Below are 19,145 nucleotides of genomic sequence, written 5' to 3' on the forward strand. Positions count from 1 at the left end.
GCAATCATGCGCTGAGGTACCCGGGCACCGGGGCGCCGTCGAGAAAATGCTCGACGGCTGCGCGTGCGGCCACTGGGCCGACCAGGTTTCCTGTTCCGTTGTATCCGCCGAGGGCGATGACGCCGTCGTCCACGGTGGTGCAGAGTGGACGGCCGTCCTCGGTGAAGCCGACCGACGCGGCCCACCTCTTGGTCACCTTCACCGGGTGCCCTGCCATCGACTGCGCTACCGATTCGATGTGCCGTTGCACTGCAGCCGTCGGTTCGTCCGAGTCGGTCCATTCGTCGTCGGCGAACAGGTCGCGACCGCCGCCGACGTAGAACCGCCCCTCGCGGTCCTGTTGCGCGTAGTCGTATCCCCAGCGGCCGTACACCGGGCACGGAAGGCGACGCGAAAGAACGGGCTCGGTCGCGAGCATCTGCAGTCTCGCCGTTCGTATTCGACCTTGTAGCTGAGGGAAAATTCTGTCGAGCTTTCCATCCACTGCGACTATCACGAACGCCGCACTCACAGACCCGTTTCGGGTCTCGACGCAACCGGATCGAATGGACGTGACAGGGGAGTGTTCGAACAGTTGGGCGCGTAGGCGGAGCTGCGAAGCAAGTCCGAGCGCGCGGCGGGCAGGGTTCATGACCGCATCGTCGGGAAGGAAGATGCCCTGACCCAGTTCGTCGTCGTAGGTCTCTGCCGCGATGCCGTGCTCGCCCAGAACCCGCGACAAGGTGCGGCAGTCAAACAACTCCGCATCGTCGGTGTTTCCGGGTAGTCCGGCGAGTCTGATCGACCCGGTCCGCCGGATGACGCTCGAACCGAGCTTGGCTTCCAGTGAATCGATCTCCTCGAGCGTCTTGCGGTACAGCTCGACAGCAACCCCGCCCCAGGACTCGACTGCGGAATGGAGAAAGGTCGCAGGACCACCGCGCAAGAACCCGCCGTTTCTGCCGGCGGCCCCCGCTGCAGTGCGTCCGGCGTCTATCGCGACCACGTCGAGACCACGGCAGACGAGTGCATCCACCGCTGCGAGCCCGGAACCACCCAGTCCGACGACGCACGCGTCGGCCGTCACGGCGTCGTCGAGTACAGGTAGCCCGGCCCACGAGGACACGATCGGGTCGTCATCCCACGCCGGTCTGTTGCTCACTCGAACTCGAGCCTCATCGACCTGGCTGCGAAGTGCAGCAGGAGCACGAATCCACCGATCGACACCACTACCGGCAACCAGACCACGAAGGACATCAGCACGGCCACATCCTCGTACGCCACAACGTATATCGCGATGAAGCTCGTGGCGAGAATGCAGAACAGGACGTGAAACGCCAGCATCCACCGCTCGAAGAAGAAACCGACGAACATTCCGATCTCGATGAAGAATGCAGTCTTACCCAGGGTGATCTCGGGTGGGAAGTCGGCCACGATCGTCGCCGCGAAGATCGCGATGTTCGCGATCACCACGAACGCGAATGCCTGGTTGAGCGTCGGCCAGGGTCCGACCAGCCAGAACAGTCCCATGATGTACGCCGCGATCATCGACGTCCACTGGACAGCCGTGGGGATGGGGGTCGTGGCTCCATAGCCAAATCCAATTTCCAGGGTGACGACCAGTGCCATGCTGAGAGTTGCAAGCGCGACGACCTTCTTGACGATCCCCTGCACAGCCAGGGAGGACATCAAGTCCACTCCCCATTGGTAGTGCTCTTCGGAGGACGCGACCGCACTGCTCATGTTTCACCCCTTGTCGATGTCCTTACCGATTCAAGCACAGTGATCCCGGCGCTGACCGGGTATTGCTTCGATACGACCAGCCTCGAACTGCTCGCCCCAGCTGGGAGAGAATATTCGTAACATGTTGTGCGGGTACAGGATTCATGGCCCGAAGGCTGGTTCTCGACCCCGAGCAGGCCAGCTCCGACGATCAGGCGCGGGTCAGGGCGTCGGCGATCACTGCCAGTGCCCGACGGCCTTCTGGAATCGGCAGCAACGGATAGACGTGCAACATCTCCGACGCTTCGTGATAGTGCAACGGAGCACCGATCGACCGGCAGGCGTTCACAAGCGATCGGGCATCCGCGTTGGCAATATCCCGGGTACCGCTGAAGAGCGACATCGGCGCAAGACCGTGCAGATCACCGCGAAGCGGACTGACCCGAGGGTCGTCGACCGGGAGGTCACCTCGATAGAGTTCACCGGCAAGCTTGGTTCCCGGCACCGCCAGCCATGGATCACGGGGTGCGATCTTCTCGATCTCGGGGTCGGTCATCGCGACGTCCAACCACGGCGAGATCAACACGATGTGTGCAACCGACGCGACACCAGCGTCGCGAAGTTGCTGCGCCACAGCGAGCGCCATGCCGCCGCCGGCCGAATCGCCCATGAGTACGACGTGTTCGCATCCGAACTCGATTGTCACGGACTCGGCGATCTCCGCGGCGCGTGCGACGGTCGTCGCCGCTGTCTTTGTCGGGGCCAAGGGATAGATCGGTACCACGAACGTCGTGTCTGCGGCAGCTGCGAGTTTCGCGATCGTTCGCCAGTGGGTTCCGGTTATCTCGGCGATGTACGCGCCGCCGTGGAAGTACACGCTCGCGCGTGTGGGCGTCGAATCACGAGGGGAGATGCGGTACACCGGCCATCCCGACGCGTCGTCACGTGTCACCGCGACTTTGTTCGTGACCGAACGCGGTGGTTCGTACGACGCCGGCGCCGCGAGTGTCTTGTCGATCTGTGCCGACGTGCGGTCGACCGAACCGAATCGGCGTTTGGATCCCCGCAACCGAATCGCGAGGGGCATCAGGCGGGCGGCAAGACTGGTCACCCAGTCACTATTTCACGGGTGGAACGACACGAACGAGGCCCCGCACTCAAGTGCGGGGCCTCGTCGAATGTCCACTACCGGTGGATCAATAGAAAGTCTTACGTCCGCCCACCGCGCGACCGGTTGCGCCGAGGATGGTCAGGATTGCGCCGACGACGACAAGAATGATGCCGATCGTGGTCAAGATGCTGATCGATGCAAAATAGCCGATCAGGGCGAGGATGATTCCCAGGACGATCACTGTCTTACCTTCTTTCGATTTTGGGTGTCGCTGTCGCGACATCCGCCGACCTACGTTCGTTGATCGCCGAACTCTCACTGCGTACCCGGGGCGTTCCTCGAATGGACGAAAACGCCACGACACTCCGAGTCTGGAGCGCCGGGCAATTGGAACTACCCCGACAATCCGGGTTCGAAACGTTCGCTACTACCGACATTCATGGATCGAGTAGGTAAAAGTGATGCGAGCTGGTATTCCTTACTCATGCAGCGAGGGGCACCAGGGTTGAACACGCGGCTGGACCTCCCGCCGGAGAGCCCTTTCCGTGCACCGTGGGTACTTTCGCATTCGACATGGTGAACGGCGTGTTGTCCTGGTCGGACGCGCTGTTCGGAATCTACGGCTACGAGGTGGACGAGGTCACGCCGACGAAAGACCTGCTGTTGGATGCGTGCCACCCCGACGATCGTGCGCAGGCAGCGGCCGTGATGTCGGCGACGCTCGCGTCCGGCATCGGGTGCGTCAATGCGCTCCGCATCATCACCCCGTCGAACGACGTCAGGCATATCGTCTTCGTGGGCAGTGGAATCAAGGACTCGAACGGGGTAACGGTCGAGATGTCCGGCTACGTCGTCGATGTCAGTCGAACGACGAATACGGTCGTGGCGGAGAGTGTGCAAGACGCGGTGGAGACCGTCGTTGCCTCCCGTGGGGTGATCGAGCAGGCGAAAGGCGCGTTGATGTTGGCATTCTGCGTCGACGCAGACACTGCGTTCGGTGTTCTGTCGTGGCAATCTCAGATGCACAACGTCAAACTGCGGTCGCTTGCGGAACAAGTGATGCTCGACCTGCATGGCTCCGATCCACTCGACGGCGACCTCCGCGCCAATGTCAGTCATCTCATTCTCACTGCGCACGAACGCGTACCCGGCGTCTGCACGCAGCGACAAGCGCCCCCGCCCGAGGGCGGAGGCGCTTGGCACGATGTCTGCTGCGGCTGAGCGTTTCAGCCTGCGTTGTTTGCCGCTTCGTTCTCGCTCTTCGCTCCCGACGTGGAGAGCTGACCGCCCGAATTCTCCAGGTGTGCGCGGACGAACCAGTGGAACAGCTCCAGTTGCCCGCTCTGACCGATCAACAGATCCTCGGTGACCGGGTCGATGTCGCCGATCTCTTCGATCGCCTTGCGGGTGTCACCGATTACGCCGACGTAGACGAGGTCGAGTGCGCCGAGGTGCTCGATGGCGGTCGCACGGCCGATCGAGTAGTCGTCCCAGGTGCGTCCGTCGACGATGGTTCCTGGGGTTCCGTGGGCGGAGGAACCGAGGGTGGCGATCCGCTCTGCAATCTCGTCGGCGAATCCGCGCACTGCCTCGACCTGTGGGTCCAGCATCTCGTGGACCGAGATGAAGTTGGGCCCCACGACGTTCCAGTGAATGTGCTTGAGAGTCAGGTGCAGATCGTTGTACGCGTTCAGCCGATCTTGCAGGCGCGCGGCGATGCGCGCGCCCTCGTCGGTGCTCAATCCGGGCACGGTGTAGGAATTCGAATTGCTCATGACACACGGCTACCCGGGGTGGCTTCGTGCGAAACACCCCGGGTAGCGGACGTACGTCTTACTTCTGTTCCGAGTCCTTCGTCAGGCTCGGGGTCGCTGCGTCGACGGCACCGGCACCGGCATCTGTATCGGTACCAGTGTGCTCGGCGACAGTGGCGTCGCCTGCGTCGGATTCTTCCTTCGGCGGCTTCTTCAGGCTCAGGATGATCGAGCCTGCAAGAACTCCGATGATCACCACCAGGCTGACCACCGACGGGATTTCCGGGATGGACGTGCTGATCACCTTGTGGCTGGCCTGCAGAATCAGCTTGACGCCGATGAATCCCAGGATGATCGCAAGACCCTTGGACAGGTAGTGGAACTTGTCGAGCAGCCCGGAGAGCAGGAAGTACAGGGCGCGCAGTCCGAGGATTGCGAACGCGTTCGAGGAGTACACGATGAACGGGTCGTCACTGACCGCGAGAACGGCGGGAACGCTGTCCACGGCGAAGACGAGGTCGGCTGCTTCGATGGCAACGACCACGGCGAGCAACGGAGTCGCGACGCGCTTGCCGGCCTCCTTGACGAAGAACTTGGTGCCGTCGTACTCGTCGCGGACCGGGATGACCTTGCGGAGTAGTCGCACGGCGATCGACTGGCTCGGATCGTACGAGTCCTCCTCGTCCTTCATCAGCTTCCACGCGCTGTAGAGAAGAATCGCGGCGAAGACGAACAGAACGACGGTGAACTTGCTGACGATCGCCACGCCGGCCGCGAGGAAGATACCGCGGAAGACGAGAGCGCCGATGACGCCGAAGAACAGCACTCGGTGCTGGTATTCGCGGGGGACCTTGAAGTACCCGAAGATCAGCGCGAACACGAAGAGGTTGTCGACGGACAAACTCTTCTCGAGCAGCCAGGCGGTGGTGTATTCGACGCCCGCCGTGGTGCCGAGGGTGGCGAAGACGACTCCGCCGAAGATCAGTGCGACGCCGACCCACAGTGCGCTCCACCAGGCGGCTTCCTTGAAACCGATGATGTGAGCGCCGCGGTGGGCGAGAAGGTCGATGGCCAGGAGGATGACGACGACGGCGGCGAAGGCCGCCCATGCCCATACCGGGACGTTCATCGGCGAGTGTCCTTACTCGTCAGCCGAGACCCGAGGCTCTTCAACTTGGCCTGGTTCTCGGGTTTGGTGGCGTACGCACGTGCTTGTGCAATCAGCTTCTTACCCTGTGGGCTGCGGGAGAACACCTGCAGCTTCTGTATCAATGACGCCATGAAACGGTGCTCCTTTCGAACGACGATGTGGAGCGGCGGTCGAGCGGCCGCGATTACTCCAGTGTGCCTGTTGTGAATGCGGCAGTCATCGTCGGATGTCGGACATGTATGCCCGTTTTCGATTGCCGGACCCCGGCAACCAACGGGCCGATCTTCAGTCGGCGGTCGGCCAGCCTAAAAGTCGAGCACCGTATACAGCCGTTTGCAGAGCGAATCGCTCGCTCGGTTCGTTCACATCGTGGCCGGTCAGCTCCGCTACTCGCGCGAGGCGGTAGGTGACGGCCCGAACCGACAGGTGCATCGACCGTGCGGTCATCGCTGAGTTTCCGCCGGTGCCGAAGTACGTGAACAAGGTGTCCAGCAGGGGTTCGGCTCCGCCTCTCGCCGACAGCAGCGGTGTCAACACCGTCTGCACGAGATCGGTGATCGCCGGTCGATCGTCCAACAACACTCGGTAGACAAGAAGCTCACGTGCGTCGACCACCGGTGTATCGAGCCCGAGCTTGGCTGCGAGATCGAGCGCATCGAGGGCTTCCCGATACGACGACGCAACGCCGGTCACACTGGGGCCGGTCCGTCCGACGCCGATTCTTCGGACCCACCCGGTCGTATCGTTGCGTCTCTCGGTCGCAGTGCGAACTCGATCGACAACGTATTCGACGGCGGTGCGATCAGGCGCCGCGAACACGACGACCAACCGACCTTCCTTGCTGGCGACCAAGGTTTCCGAATCGGCCTTCCGGCCTTCGACCGCCCGCTCGACATCGGTGATCACGGCACCGCCGTCGGTGAACGGTGTCGATGCGGCCACCACGACCACGGCATGTGGGCCGCTCAGATCCAGCCCGAAGTTCTCGGCACGCCCCATCACCCCTGCGATGTCGGCACTGCCGGAGAGCACATCGTCGACGAACTCCCGCCGCGCAGACACCTCCGCTCGAACGAGGGTCCGGCGCGCGAGCTGAAAACCCTCGGTGAGTTCGGCTACCGCATCGTCGACGGCATGCAACATGACCTCGCCCGCGGTGACGACGGCGTTCGGGTTTCGTTCCGCATCGACGACCGCCGGGAGCGTCCTCCACAACCGCCACGCCGAGGACAGATACAGATCGAGAAGTGCGCGAAGAGCGACGCCCTGGAGCGCGGCTGCGTCGCCATGCGTACGCAGAGTGCGAAGTTGCCGCCTCGACAGTGGCCGGCCGTCGGCTACCGCAGACGTCAATACGTCGAGGAAGTCGCCCAGGAGATCGGTGGACAGTCCGCCCGCATCCTCGGCGGCGAGATCGGCCACACGACCTCGAGTTTCGTCGCCCGCAGCCGCAGCGGAATCAGGTGTCATCGAGCACCATGATAGGTGTTCAGCGGTTCAAGGCCAGGACCGACAGAAGTTCGTACGCGACGTGCGCCGCAGCGATACCGGTGATTTCGGCGTGGTCGTAGGCAGGAGCAACTTCGACGATGTCGGCGCCCACCACATTCAGCCCGACGAGTCCGCGCAGCGTGTTCAGCAGTTCTCGAGATGTAATGCCGCCGGCCTCGGGGGTTCCGGTACCGGGTGCATGGGCTGGGTCGAGCACGTCGATGTCGACCGAGACGTAGACGGGTCCTGTGTCCAGACGGGCCCGCATTCGATCGACGATGCTCGCAACACCGTCGTATTCGTAGTCGTCGGACCTGATCACCTGGAAGCCGAGCACTCGGTCGTCCTCGAGGTCCTTTTCGCTGTAGAGCGGCCCGCGAATACCGATGTGCTGGGAGCGTTCCAAGTCGATCAGGCCTTCTTCGCTCGCGCGCCGGAACGGGGTCCCGTGCGTGTAGGGGGCGCCGAAGTAGGTGTCCCAGGTGTCGAGATGCGCGTCGAAATGCAGCACGGCCACGGGGCCGTGATCGCGAGCCAGCGATCGGAGGATGGGGAGCGCGATCGTATGGTCACCACTGAGAGTGAGGACGGACGAGCCATCGGCGCGGAGGCCCGTGATCGCGGATTCGACGGTCGCGAGGGCTTCGGCGATGTCGAAGGGGTTGACGCCGATGTCGCCGAAATCTGCCACCTGTTGGTTGGCGAACGGTGACACCTTCAGCGCAGGGTTGTACGGACGTAGCAATTTCGACGACGCGCGAATGTGGCTCGGACCGAACCGAGCTCCCGGTCGGTAGCTGACACCGGAATCGAAAGGTACACCGAGAATGGTGACGTCGGCCCGCGACACCTCGTCGAGACGCGGAAGGCGCCCGAACGTGGTTGGCTCGGCATAGCGCGGCACCTTGGTGGCGTCGACAGGACCAACAGGGCTGGCAGGACCAACAGGGCCGGCAGGACCGGCGGGTGAATCCGGGGTGCTCATCTTCCGCTTCTTTCGTCGAAGGTGACTCGCATTCGATTGTGAGCGTCGTCGCGGTCGACCGACTTGTCAACTACTGTTTCCTCACGCGATACTCGTGGTGCACGGCGGAAGGAGGGACGACGATGTCGACACCCACGGCAGCGACACCCAGAATTGGAATGCGACTCAAAGATGCGCGACGAGCGCGTCGACTCACGCTCGAGGATGTCGCAGACACGTGCGGTGTCACCAAGGGGTATCTCTCGAAACTCGAACGTGACCACGTCAACCCGTCAGTGGCGACGCTGGTACGGGTGTGCGCTGCCCTCGATCTCGAGGTCGGATCCTTGTTCGACACTGCACCTGCCGGCGAACTGGTGCGGGCAGGAGCGCTTCCTCGGGTCGCGTTCGGTGGCGAGAAGATGACCGAGTATCTGCTCACGCCGGTGGGGGAGCGCAGAATTCAGGTTCTTCTCGGAGAACTGGAGGCGGGCGGAGGTAGCGGTGCGGAAAGCTACTCCTTGCCGGTGGACGTCAATTTCGTGCATGTGCTCAGCGGCGGTCTGACCGTACGGTTCGACGACGATGTGCCCGGCGACGTCGTAGCCGAGGAGGTAGTACTCGAATGCGGCGACGCCTTCACCTTCTCCCCGCGTCGACACCACAGCTTCGAAGCCGGTGACGCCGGTGCGCGCGTGCTCTGGGTGCTGAATCCCGCTCTACCCGAAAAGTCTTCGTCGGTCAGGGGATGACATGGCTGCCCACCTGAGAGCATCGCTGTTCCAAGGTCCGGAGTTCTCCGGCGAGACGTCCGACAACCTCGATGTGATCGCCCGCGCTGCCGAAGTTGCGTCTTCGGCCGGCGCGGACATTCTGGTCACCTCTGAGATGTCGGCCACCGGTTACGACATCGGTGAGCTCGTCCGGGTCCGTGCGGAACCTGCTGACGGTCCAATCTTCGACGCTGTGGCAGCGCTCGCGCGGCGAACGGGGGTCGCAATCGTCTACGGCTATCCGGAACTGGCCGATCGGACAAACGACAAGCCGGGCGTCTACAACTCTGTTCAGGTTGTCGGCGCCGACGGCTCCGTGTTGGCCAGGTATCGCAAGACCCACCTGTTCGGCGATCTGGACCGCAGGCACTTCCTGCCCGGAGCCGAACTCGTCGTTCAGTTCCAGATGAACGGAGTAACCTGCGGCCTGCTCACGTGCTACGACGTCGAGTTTCCTGAAGCTGTTCGCGCGCACTCGGATTCCGGAACCGACTGGCTCATCGTCCCTACCGGACTCATGGTTCCCTTCGACATCGTGGCAACACACGTCGTACCGGCACGGGCGTACGAAAGCCAGCTGTTCATCGCCTACGTCAACAGGTGCGGTAGCGAGACCGATCTGCAGTATTGCGGACTGACCTGTGCCATCGGGCCCGACGGGGCCGAACTCGGTCGCGCTGGACGCATCCAGGAGTCCATCAGCGTCGACATCGACACCGCTGTGTTGGCACGGTCGAGAGCGGTCAACACCCATTTGGCCGACCGGAGGTCGGACTTGTACTCAGCAGACGGAAGAGGAAGTTCATGACCACACCGGTGACTCCGGACAGCACGTCCGCCGACGAGGACGAGCGCCCGCTGACGATGTTCGGGCCCGACTTCCCGTTCGCATACGACGACTACTTGGCTCACCCCGGCGGACTCGGCCACGTGCCGGATTCCGCGGTCGGATCGGAAGTGGCGATCATCGGCGGCGGATTGGCGGGCATGGTCACCGCCTTCGAGCTCATGAAGCTCGGCGTCAAACCGGTTGTCTACGAATCGGATCAGATCGGCGGACGCATGCGGTCGATTCCGTTCCTGGGGCACCCCGGCGTTGTCGCCGAGATGGGTGCGATGCGTTTTCCTCCGTCGTCGACGGCGCTGTTTCGCTACCTCGACATGCTCGGGCTGAGCACCGAGCCGTTCCCGAACCCACTTGCTGAGGCAACCCCCAGCACGGTCATCGACTTGAAGGGCGAAAGCCACTACGCACACGTCCTCGACGATCTCCCCGAGGTTTTCGCAGAGGTTGCTCGCGCATGGCAACGCACCTTGGAAGACCATGCCGATCTCGTTCCGCTGCAGCGCGCCATCCGTGCGCGGGACGCCGCGGCGATCAAGCGACTGTGGAACGAACTCGTCGTTCGCTTCGACGACCAGACGTTCTACGGCTTCCTTGCTGCGTCCGAGCACTTTCGGTCGTTCCGATTGCGGGAAGTCTTCGGTCAGGTCGGTTTCGGAACCGGTGGGTGGGACACCGACTATCCCAACTCGATACTGGAGATACTCCGCGTCGTGGTCACCGCGGCCGACGATCACCACCGTGGCATCGTGGGCGGGGCGCAGCAGTTGCCCGTCGGACTGTGGAACGCGGAAGTGGAATCGAAGCACTGGCCCGCCGGCACGTCGGTGGCGTCGCTGAACGGCGGGACTCCGTCGCCTCGGGTCGTGGGACTGCGGCGGACCGCCGCGGGAATCGTCGTGCGCGACAGTAGCGGCGATGAACGAACGTTCCCTTCGGCGGTGGTCACAGCTCAGAGTTGGATGCTGCTCAGCACCATCGCGTGCGACGACGACCTACTCCCGATCGATCATTGGACTGCAATCGAACGTACCCACTACATGGGGTCGACCAAGGTCTTCGTCCTCGTGGACCGACCGTTCTGGAAGGACAAGGATCCCGCGACCGGACGCGATGTCGTCAGCATGACGCTGACCGATCGTATGAGCCGTGGAACGTACCTTCTCGACCAGGGTGAAGGGCAACCAGGATTGATCTGCCTGTCCTACACCTGGTCCGACGATTCCTTGAAGCTGCTGGCACTCGACGCGGCAGAGCGGACCGACATCGTGTTGCGTTCGCTCGAAGGGATCTATCCGGGCGTCGACTTTCGATCCCATATCGTCGGCGAACCGGTCAGCCTGTCCTGGGAGACCGAACGGGACTTCATGGGCGCCTTCAAAGCCAATCTGCCCGGCCACTACCGGTACCAGGAACGGCTGTTCGGCCACTTCGTGCAGGACTCGTTCGAAGATCGCCACCGCGGAATCTTCCTTGCGGGCGACGACATCTCCTGGACCGCCGGATGGGCCGAGGGCGCGATCCAGACCGCGCTCAATGCGGTCTGGGGCGTCGTACACCACTTCGGTGGTGCATCTGTTCCCGGCAACCCCGGGCCCGGAGACGTTTTCGGCGAGATCGCGCCTCTACGGCTCGGCGACCTCTAGCGAGTCTCGATCGACGAAACGCGTGGGTGGGTTACCGTCGAAGTAGATCGGCGCCGCGTCGGGGGCGGCGCCGGTTCGAAAAGTCGAATCAGCTGGATTGCCTTCCCGAGGCCCGGTCGAGCAGGGGTTTTGTCCGGTATGGGATGAGTTCGCTCATCGCTATGGACATGTTGGTCCGTTCCACTCCGGGAATTTTCAGTATCAACCCGGCGACTCTGTACAGGTCGTCTGCATCGACTGCTGCGATTCGAATGTGCATGTCCGAGGCGCCGGAGAGGCCGAAGACCTCGAGCACCTCCGGAATGGTCTCGAGGTGGTCGGTGACCTCCGAGAGCTTGTGCTGGTCGACCCGAGTCGTCACGAATGCTTGCAGTGCGTAGCCGAGACTTCGCGGTCGGACACGATGATCGATCGGCGTGAGAGCTTCCTTGTCCTCCCACCGGGTGAGTCGCGCCTGAACGGTGTTGCGGGACAGGCCGAGGCTGTTCGCCAGCTCTACACCGGTCGCGCGTGGCTTGTCGCACAGAGCGAGCAGTAGGCGGGCGTCGGTTCGGTCGAAATCGGTCATCGGTTCACGGTAGTGGGCCTGCGCTCGTGGCACCCGATCGGCCTGGCGCCAGGTCAGCTACGCGTAGACCACGAGCCAGCACATCGTCGGGCACACTGTCACCGCGCACGAGGGCAGCACCGACGCGAGCGAGCGCGGCGCCTGTCTGAATCCCATATCCACCCTGGCCCGCGCACCAGAAGAAGCCGTCGAGTGTGGGATCGAACCCCACCACGGGAGTTCGGTCTCCGACGAAGCTGCGTAGACCTGCCCACGAAGATTTGACGTGACGAGCCGTCAGAGTCGTTGCCTCGGCGATGGCGTCGAGCGCACGCGCGATTTCCGTCTCGTCGGGTCGCGCATCGCTCGGCTCGCTCGGTGTTTCGTCGGCGGGTGAGCACAGCATCTGGTGCCCTTCCGGTTTCAGGTAGAAGGATTCGTCGAAGTCGCTCAGCGTCGGCAACGTCGTGGTGTCGAGGTGCTCGGGTGCGGCGACCATGAAGATCGTTCGACGCAAGGGGCGGAGCCCGACGCGGCAGGCACCGGCTGACTCTGCGAGCGAATCTGCCCAGGCGCCTGCGGCATCGACCACGACAGGTGCTCGACGGACGGTCCCGTCTGCGGACGCCACATGCCATAGGCCGTTCCGACGCTGGAGGCTCGAGATGCTGCTCGAGGTGGCGATCACACCACCGCGGGCGCGGATGCCGCGCACGAAACCTTGGTGTAGCGCATGAACGTCGACTTCCATCGAACCTGGTTCGTACAGAGCCACATCGAGATGCTCGGGACGAAGGAGAGGGAAGAGGTCTTCGGCTTCCTTCGGGGTGAGAAGCTGTGCGTCTGGCGTGAAATCGCGTACCCGAGCGAACATCGACTTCAGCGCGTCACCGCGGCCACGTGCCGCGAATTGGAGCAGTGACCGAGGCGAGAGTAGTGCGGAGTCCCAGTGATCCGGTGGGTCGGTGAGAAAGTTCCGGCTTGCTGTGGTGAGGGCGCGAATGGCGTCGTTGCCGTATGTCTCGAGGAACAGAGCGGCCGAACGTCCGGTCGTATGGAATGCCAACGTGGATTCGCGTTCGAGCAGACACACCGATCTATCGGCCGCGAGCTCGTATCCGATCGACACGCCGGCAATTCCACCGCCGACAACGATCACGTCGAACGTCGTATCTCGGTCGTCCATGCGCCTGAACACTACCGGCCCCCGGAGTCTGGATAGTGTGCTCGCATGCGAGGAATCGAATCGACCGACCAGTTTCGGCTGTCGGGCGCGTGGAACTTTCGGGACGTCGGAGGCGCGCGTACCGCAGACGGGCAGGTCGTGCGCAGCGGGTTGCTGTTCCGGTCGTCCGAACTCAGCCGGCTCGACCCGAGAGGTGTCACTGAATTGGAGACACTCGGCGTCCGACACGTATTCGATCTGCGTGGGGAGTCGGAGATCCAACGCAGCGGCACCGACCGGGTACCTGCGAGTGTGACGGTGCACAACGTGCCCTACGAGAACCGCAAGGGCAAGAAAGCCCCGCACGAGGTCGGGACTGCGATGGACCCGAATGCCCAACGGGAGTACATGATCCGCGCGTACACGTCCTACCCGTCGCTCGACGGTGCCCGGGCAGCCATCTATACGGTGGCGGGCGCACTGATACGGGGCGACGGTGGAGTTCTGGTCCACTGTGCTGCGGGTAAAGACCGCGCCGGATGGACTATTGCAACCGTCCTGCGGGCGGTGGGCGTCCACGAGCAAGACATCCTCGCCGACTACATGACGAGCAACACTGCCATCGAGCCGCTCAGAGCTCATCTGCGATCGGTGTGGCCGGCCGGGCTCGACGGTTCGCCGGTCGAACTGTCCGATGCGGTCGTCGGAGTCACCGAGGCGTACTACCTGCGCGGGCTCGAGACCGTTCGGGAACTGTACGGGTCGTTCGACGGGTATCTCGAGGCGCTCGCGCTCGACCGCATATACGTCGACAAGTTGAAATCTGCACTGCTCGACTCGACCGATTGAATCGACACGTACCCTGACCACCATGCGCACTGGCCAAACGGCGCCGGACTTTCGGCTACCGGATCACGAAGGGACCACGCGGTCCCTCAGTGAACTGTTGGCCAAGGGTCCGGTGGTCCTGTTCTTCTATCCAGCTGCCAACAGCCCGATCTGCACTGCGGAAGCATGCCATTTTCGTGACCTGGGCCGTTCGTTCGAGATGCTCGGCGCTCAACGGGTCGGCATCAGCACCGACGCGACCGACAAGCAGTCGCATTTCGCGTTGCAGCGATCCTTCGATTTTCCCCTGCTGGCCGACTCGGATGCTTCGGTCGCGGAGCAGTTCGGGGTGCGTCGCGGCAGCTGGTTTGCCAGGCGCAGACGCAAGAAGGAAATCAAAAGCCGTTCGTCTCACGCAGCACAGCGAGGGATTGTCCGGCAGCTGCTGTCGGTGAAAAGGACGACGTTCGTGATCGATCGAAATAGGGTGGTGCGACTGGTTGTGACCAGTGAGCGTGCCCATGTGCACGCCGATCGAGCGTTGGACTACTTACGCTACCTGTCCTGAATTGTTGTCTCCGCTGAAGAGCATCGTGTAGACGGCAGGCTTCGTGTTCTCGGCGGGGGCGTCGACTGAAGAGTTGTCGACGTGGCTGAACAAAGCCTCGGTCTTCTTCGATGGTTCCATTCCACGAGCATGCTCTCGATTCCCGTAAAACGCCACTCGGACTCGCGGGGACGTACAGCCGTGGAATTCGACTCGTTCGTCGTGTTTGGAATGCGGTCGAACGGAGTGGGAGACTCACTCGCGTGCCTGACCTCGAATCGGTCCTTGCTGGACTGCGCCGCCGCCCCGACGCCGAGGCCGCGAATCTCTTTGCCGTCGACGCTGCAGATCGACTGATCCTCGATGCGGTGAGCGAGGCTGTTCCGGACCTCGATAAGCGGACGATCGCGGTGATCGGGGACCGGTACGGCGCGCTGACGCTCGGGCTCGCGGCTCGACACGGGGTGACCGGCGTACGCGTCCACCAGGATTCGTATACGGGAGAGATCGCCCTCTCGCGCAACGCAGTCGATGCCGAGCTGTCGGGTGTCTTCGAGCATCACGGTCTGGACGAGACGCTGCTGGACGGGGTGAACGTCGTTCTGATGCAGTTGCCTCGAAGCCTCGCCGAGCTCACCGACATCGCCGAGACCATCGCACAGTTCGCAGATCCCGACGTCCAGGTGTTCGCCGGAGGACGTGACAAGCACATGACGCCCGCGATGAACTCGGTCCTGCGTGCGTCTTTCGAATCGGTCTCCGCAGGCCGAGGTCGCCAGAAAGCCCGCGTTCTCACTGCCGCGACACCGATTCGTCCGCAGTCCCCGACATATCCGGTCACCGCCGGTCTCGGTGACATAGGTCTCACTGTGGTTGCGTACGGGGCAGTGTTCGCCGGCGCGAAACTGGACATCGGCACTCGGTACCTCGTCGGCTTCGAAAAAAAGATGAAGCCCGACGCCGGGCAGATCGTCGATCTCGGCTGCGGGACCGGCATCCTCGCCTGTTTGTTGGCGCGTGCCCGTCCCGACGCCACAGTGCACGCCACGGATCGTTCTGCGGCTGCAGTGGCGTCGGCTCGCGCAACGGCGGCGGCCAACGGACTCGACGTCGACGTGTCGCGAGACGACGCCATGTCGACCTACCCGCAATCCTCGGTGGACCTGATCGTCTGCAATCCGCCCTTCCACGAGGGCGCTTCACTGCATACGGGCAGTGCCGAGAAACTGTTCGAGGCAGCGCGCAGGGTGCTGAAACCCGGCGGCGAGATGTGGACGGTCTACAACTCGCACCTGAACTATCGGCGGGCGCTGGCAGATGCCGTCGGACCGACCACGGTGGCGGGGAAGAACACGAAGTTCACCGTCACCCGGTCGGTCGTCTGACACCACCCTGCGGAACTATTCGACCGGTCCGCCGTCCTCGGGGGTGCCGCTGATCTGTCCGCGATCGCGCCCGCGGTCCTCCACGAGTGTTCCTTCGACGATTTCCGCTTTGCGCTGCCCGTCGGCGTAGTCGATGTCGGGGTCCTCGTCGGAGGCGAGGATTTCGTGATCGACCAGTTCCTCGGTCAACTCCTCGTCGGGAGTCTCGGCGACCGAAGGTCCGTCGTCTTCGAGTGCGGTGTCGGGCTCTTCCTCGCTCAGCTTCTCGTCCAGGCTTTCGCCTTCGAGAGCCTCGTTCGCGGTGGTGCCGAACCTGTCCGATTCGCTGTAGTGATCGGGGGGATCGACCACAGTGTCGCCGTCGTCGTTGCGAAGCTCGTCCGAGTCGAGGCTTTCGCTCTGGTCCAATGTGTCGCCGGGTCCGTCTTCGATGCTCATCACGCCATTGTCCATGCCCGCAACCGAACAGGAGGAAACTCGGTCGTCGAACGCTCTTTCGGCGCGCCGACACGGTAAAGTCCGAATTGTCGGATGTTGGGGCCAGTCCGACTGGGAACTTTTGTCCGTATGTGGCACGTTCTACGTACAACAGCTGGGGAACGCCCCGGCGAAGGCCTGAAACATAGAAGGGCTCGCGCTCTTAGAAGGGAAGTGACACGGTGCGCACCTCCAGTAATCCGGTCTTCCGCAACCTGCCGAAACAGCAGGGCGGCGGATACGCCACGTTCGGCACTGCCACGGCAGGTGCCTCACAGGCCGCCCAGTTCGGCCAGCCACAGACGCAGGCCGATCCGTACCAGACCGGACCTACCTCGCGGGCCATGACGATCGACGACGTCGTCACCAAGACCGGCATCACGCTCGGTGTTCTCTCGATCACCGCGATCGTGGCGTACCTCCTCGTCGACAACAACACCAACCTCGCCGCGCCCTTCGTCATCGGCGGCGGTCTCGTCGGACTCGGTCTCGTGTTGTTCGCGACGTTCGGTCGCAAGATGGACAACAAGGCCGTCGTGCTGGCCTACGCGGTCGCCGAGGGATTCTTCCTCGGTGCGCTGTCGTTCATGTTCACCGACGTCGAGTTCGGCGGCGTCGGCGGTAGCGCCCTCATCGCTCAGGCAATCCTCGGTACGTTCGGTGTGTTCTTCGGCATGCTCGTCGTCTACAAGACCGGTGCAATCCGTGTCACTCCGCGGTTGACGCGCATGATCATCGGCGCCCTCATCGGCGTCGTGGTTCTGGCTCTCGGCAACCTCGTCGCCAGTTTCTTCATGGACGGCGGCTTCGGCCTCCGCGACGGCGGCCCGATCGCGATCATCTTCAGCCTCGTCTGCATCGGTATCGCAGCGTTCAGCTTCCTGCTGGACTTCGACCAGGCAGATCAGCTGATCCGCGGCCAGGCTCCGGAGAAGGCAGCGTGGGGCGTCGCACTCGGACTGACCATCACCCTGGTGTGGTTGTACGTCGAGATCCTGCGCCTGCTCAGCTACTTCAACAACGACTAGCATCAGCGCACAAGGCCCCGCACTCACGGTGAGTGCGGGGCCTTTCGCTTGTCGGAGCAGGGGTCAGCTGAGGCGTTCGAGCACCATTGCCATGCCCATGCCGCCGCCGACGCACATGGTCTCGACGCCGAACGTCTTGTCCTGCGTCTTCAGGTTGTTCAGCAAGGTTGTGGTGATGCGTGCACCGGTCATACCGAAGGGGTGACCGACGGCGATGGCGCCGCCGGAGATGTTGAGCTTGTCGTGGTCGATACCCAGGTCGCGGGCAGAGCCGAGAACCTGGACCGCGAAGGCCTCGTTGATCTCGAAAAGATCGATGTCGGAGATCGACATGCCCGCGATGCCGAGGGCGCGACGGGTCGCCTCGATGGGGCCTAGCCCCATGATCTCGGGGGACGTTCCGGTGACGCCGGTGGACACGATCCGTGCGAGTGGCGTCAATCCGAGTGCCTTCGCCTTGGTGTCGCTCATGATGACGAGCGCTGCAGCGCCGTCGTTGAGTGGGCACGCATTGCCGGCGGTCACGGTGCCGTTCGGCCGGAACACCGGCTTGAGCCCGCTGATCTTCTCGTAGGTGGTTCCGGCACGAGGGCCGTCGTCCGTGGACACGACCGTGCCGTCGGGCAGCGTGACCGGAGTGATCTCGCGCTCGAAGAAGCCGGAGTTGATAGCTTCCTCCGCACGGTTCTGGCTTCGGACGGCCCAGTGGTCCTGTTCCTCACGGCTGATGCCCGTCAGGATCGAGACGTTCTCGGCGGTCTGGCCCATCGCGATGTAGGCGTCCGGGAGGTCGCCGTTCTCGCGTGGGTCGGTCCAGGTGTCGGCGCCCTCTTCCTGCGCCTTCTTGGTGCGGGCTTCCGCGTCGGCGAAGAGGGGATTGTGGCTCTGCGGGAGCGAATCGGAGCTGCCGTGGACGAAGTTCGAGACGCTCTCGACGCCTGCGGAGATGAACACGTCGCCTTCGCCTGCCTTGATGGCATGCATCGCCATGCGGGTGGTCTGCAGCGAGGACGAACAGTAGCGGGTGATGGTTGTTCCCGGCAGCGAGTCGTAACCTAGTAGAACGGCAACGATGCGTGCGAGGTTGTTTCCCTGCATGCCGCCGGGGAGACCACAACCGAGCAGCAGGTCGTCGATGTCCGTCGGGTCCAGCTCGGGCACCTTGGCGAGCGCGGCGGCGACCATCTGCACGGTCAGGTCGTCGGGACGAATGTCCTTGAGTGATCCCTTCATCGCGCGGCCGATCGGGGAACGGGCGGTACTGACGATGACTGCCTCTGGCATGAACTCTCCTTGGTTGGCTTACATAGAGAAGAAACGACCTGTACTCGAACCTATCGCTACCCGTTCTGTGCCTCGATCTCGGCATCTCGGCGGCGAAGAAAACGATCGAGCGACGCAGCAGCACGGGGAACGAATTTTCGCGATTCCGCCGCAGCGGACACCTCGGGAAGGTCGGGGAGTGGACCGCCGTGCCATTCCCCGAGGGCAGTGGCGAGCACCGGCAGCAGTTGCCGCGCCGCGAGCTCGTATCCGGCCGCCGACGGATGGAAGCGGTCGGCAGAGAACATCGTGTCCGGGGCCGCCAGGAACTCGGGCGCCAACAAGTCGGCCAACGCCACCGGATGACCGCCGGCCTTCAGCGTCGCGTCGGTCTGCGCACGGGCGAGGCGTCGTCCCCAATTCCGCACCACGGTTCGCAGGGGTTGGGGGATCGCGGTGACGACACCGAGA

The 19,145-nt window shown here is 63.3% G+C and carries 22 protein-coding genes and 1 pseudogene; 8 read left to right on the plus strand and 15 right to left on the minus strand.

Annotated elements, in window-relative coordinates:
• Positions 1-4: 4 nt before the first annotated feature.
• The 4 genes from A2J03_RS10640 to A2J03_RS31010 form a co-directional block, all read right to left on the minus strand.
• Positions 5-1,141, minus strand: coding sequence for an NAD(P)/FAD-dependent oxidoreductase (locus A2J03_RS10640; protein ID WP_068373201.1), 1,137 nt, complete (start codon positions 1,139-1,141; stop codon positions 5-7).
• Positions 1,138-1,722 (minus strand): giguanylate cyclase, encoded by a 585-nt coding sequence (locus A2J03_RS10645; protein ID WP_068373204.1) that lies wholly within the window; start codon positions 1,720-1,722, stop codon positions 1,138-1,140. Before A2J03_RS10645 ends, A2J03_RS10640 begins: the two co-directional genes overlap by 4 nt.
• A gap of 190 nt (positions 1,723-1,912) precedes the next feature.
• Positions 1,913-2,812: an alpha/beta hydrolase fold domain-containing protein gene (locus tag A2J03_RS10650; protein WP_068373206.1), complete on the minus strand. Its 900-nt coding sequence runs from the start codon at positions 2,810-2,812 to the stop codon at positions 1,913-1,915.
• Positions 2,813-2,897: 85 nt separating this feature from the next.
• Complete coding sequence (locus A2J03_RS31010) at positions 2,898-3,053, minus strand: DUF6131 family protein (protein WP_197480707.1); 156 nt, start codon at positions 3,051-3,053, stop codon at positions 2,898-2,900.
• 311 nt (positions 3,054-3,364) lie between these two features.
• Here A2J03_RS31010 and A2J03_RS10655 point away from each other — a divergent pair, with 311 nt between their 5' ends.
• On the plus strand, positions 3,365-4,033 hold the full coding sequence (locus A2J03_RS10655; protein WP_156520314.1) for a PAS and ANTAR domain-containing protein: 669 nt from the start codon (positions 3,365-3,367) through the stop codon (positions 4,031-4,033).
• Positions 4,034-4,038: 5 nt separating this feature from the next.
• Here A2J03_RS10655 and A2J03_RS10660 read toward each other — a convergent pair whose 3' ends face one another.
• From A2J03_RS10660 to speB, 5 genes are all read right to left on the minus strand, one after another.
• A complete protein-coding gene (locus A2J03_RS10660; RefSeq protein ID WP_068373211.1) occupies positions 4,039-4,587 on the minus strand; it encodes a Dps family protein in 549 nt (182 codons plus the stop codon).
• A 58-nt stretch (positions 4,588-4,645) separates the two neighbouring features.
• Positions 4,646-5,695, minus strand: a complete 1,050-nt coding sequence (locus tag A2J03_RS10665) for a TerC family protein (RefSeq protein ID WP_068373214.1) — start codon at positions 5,693-5,695, stop codon at positions 4,646-4,648.
• Entirely contained in the window at positions 5,692-5,847 is a 156-nt protein-coding gene (locus A2J03_RS31015; protein WP_197480708.1) for a hypothetical protein, read from the minus strand. The genes A2J03_RS10665 and A2J03_RS31015 overlap by 4 nt, the downstream gene beginning before the upstream one ends.
• Before the next feature lie 154 nt (positions 5,848-6,001).
• Positions 6,002-7,186, minus strand: a complete 1,185-nt coding sequence (locus tag A2J03_RS10670) for a PucR family transcriptional regulator (RefSeq protein ID WP_068373217.1) — start codon at positions 7,184-7,186, stop codon at positions 6,002-6,004.
• A gap of 19 nt (positions 7,187-7,205) precedes the next feature.
• Entirely contained in the window at positions 7,206-8,192 is a 987-nt protein-coding gene (gene speB, locus A2J03_RS10675) for an agmatinase (protein ID WP_068373220.1), read from the minus strand.
• 122 nt (positions 8,193-8,314) lie between these two features.
• On the opposite strand from speB, the gene A2J03_RS10680 reads away from it, so the two are divergent.
• From A2J03_RS10680 to A2J03_RS10690, 3 genes are read left to right on the plus strand one after another with little or no spacing between them, the layout of a single operon-like run.
• Positions 8,315-8,923 carry a helix-turn-helix domain-containing protein gene (locus tag A2J03_RS10680; protein WP_068373252.1) on the plus strand — a complete coding sequence of 203 codons (609 nt, stop codon included), beginning with the start codon at positions 8,315-8,317 and terminating at the stop codon, positions 8,921-8,923.
• A gap of 1 nt (position 8,924) precedes the next feature.
• Positions 8,925-9,752, plus strand: coding sequence for a carbon-nitrogen hydrolase family protein (locus tag A2J03_RS10685; RefSeq protein WP_068373223.1), 828 nt, complete (start codon positions 8,925-8,927; stop codon positions 9,750-9,752).
• Positions 9,749-11,434, plus strand: a complete 1,686-nt coding sequence (locus A2J03_RS10690; protein ID WP_068373226.1) for a flavin monoamine oxidase family protein — start codon at positions 9,749-9,751, stop codon at positions 11,432-11,434. The genes A2J03_RS10685 and A2J03_RS10690 overlap by 4 nt, the downstream gene beginning before the upstream one ends.
• An 88-nt stretch (positions 11,435-11,522) precedes the next feature.
• On the opposite strand, the gene A2J03_RS10695 is transcribed toward A2J03_RS10690, so the two are convergent.
• On the minus strand, positions 11,523-12,002 hold the full coding sequence (locus tag A2J03_RS10695; protein ID WP_068373229.1) for an Lrp/AsnC family transcriptional regulator: 480 nt from the start codon (positions 12,000-12,002) through the stop codon (positions 11,523-11,525).
• A gap of 4 nt (positions 12,003-12,006) precedes the next feature.
• The gene (locus A2J03_RS10700; protein ID WP_068373232.1) at positions 12,007-13,167 is read right to left on the minus strand and encodes an NAD(P)/FAD-dependent oxidoreductase; all 1,161 of its coding nucleotides are present in this window, start codon (positions 13,165-13,167) and stop codon (positions 12,007-12,009) included.
• A gap of 45 nt (positions 13,168-13,212) precedes the next feature.
• Here A2J03_RS10700 and A2J03_RS10705 point away from each other — a divergent pair, with 45 nt between their 5' ends.
• A complete protein-coding gene (locus A2J03_RS10705) occupies positions 13,213-13,995 on the plus strand; it encodes a tyrosine-protein phosphatase (protein ID WP_068373235.1) in 783 nt (260 codons plus the stop codon).
• Between the two features lie 22 nt (positions 13,996-14,017).
• The gene (locus tag A2J03_RS10710) at positions 14,018-14,542 is read left to right on the plus strand and encodes a peroxiredoxin (RefSeq protein ID WP_068373238.1); all 525 of its coding nucleotides are present in this window, start codon (positions 14,018-14,020) and stop codon (positions 14,540-14,542) included.
• Here the strand turns inward: A2J03_RS10710 and A2J03_RS31020 are convergent.
• The gene (locus A2J03_RS31020) at positions 14,525-14,662 is read right to left on the minus strand and encodes a hypothetical protein (protein ID WP_197480709.1); all 138 of its coding nucleotides are present in this window, start codon (positions 14,660-14,662) and stop codon (positions 14,525-14,527) included. The genes A2J03_RS10710 and A2J03_RS31020 overlap by 18 nt on opposite strands.
• A 122-nt stretch (positions 14,663-14,784) precedes the next feature.
• On the opposite strand from A2J03_RS31020, the gene A2J03_RS10715 reads away from it, so the two are divergent.
• Positions 14,785-15,906, plus strand: a complete 1,122-nt coding sequence (locus A2J03_RS10715) for a class I SAM-dependent methyltransferase (protein WP_068373241.1) — start codon at positions 14,785-14,787, stop codon at positions 15,904-15,906.
• Positions 15,907-15,921: 15 nt separating this feature from the next.
• On the opposite strand, the gene A2J03_RS10720 is transcribed toward A2J03_RS10715, so the two are convergent.
• Entirely contained in the window at positions 15,922-16,344 is a 423-nt protein-coding gene (locus A2J03_RS10720) for a hypothetical protein (protein ID WP_068373255.1), read from the minus strand.
• Between the two features lie 221 nt (positions 16,345-16,565).
• Between A2J03_RS10720 and A2J03_RS10725 the strand changes: the two genes are divergently transcribed.
• Positions 16,566-17,411: a Bax inhibitor-1/YccA family protein gene (locus A2J03_RS10725; RefSeq protein ID WP_068373244.1), complete on the plus strand. Its 846-nt coding sequence runs from the start codon at positions 16,566-16,568 to the stop codon at positions 17,409-17,411.
• 63 nt (positions 17,412-17,474) lie between these two features.
• On the opposite strand, the gene A2J03_RS10730 is transcribed toward A2J03_RS10725, so the two are convergent.
• Positions 17,475-18,695: an acetyl-CoA C-acetyltransferase gene (locus A2J03_RS10730; RefSeq protein ID WP_068373247.1), complete on the minus strand. Its 1,221-nt coding sequence runs from the start codon at positions 18,693-18,695 to the stop codon at positions 17,475-17,477.
• Positions 18,696-18,751: 56 nt separating this feature from the next.
• Positions 18,752-19,145: pseudogene (locus tag A2J03_RS10735) on the minus strand (SGNH/GDSL hydrolase family protein); the annotation flags it as partial.

The sequence above is a fragment of the Rhodococcus sp. EPR-157 genome, from assembly GCF_001647195.1.
Lineage (GTDB): Bacteria > Actinomycetota > Actinomycetes > Mycobacteriales > Mycobacteriaceae > Rhodococcoides.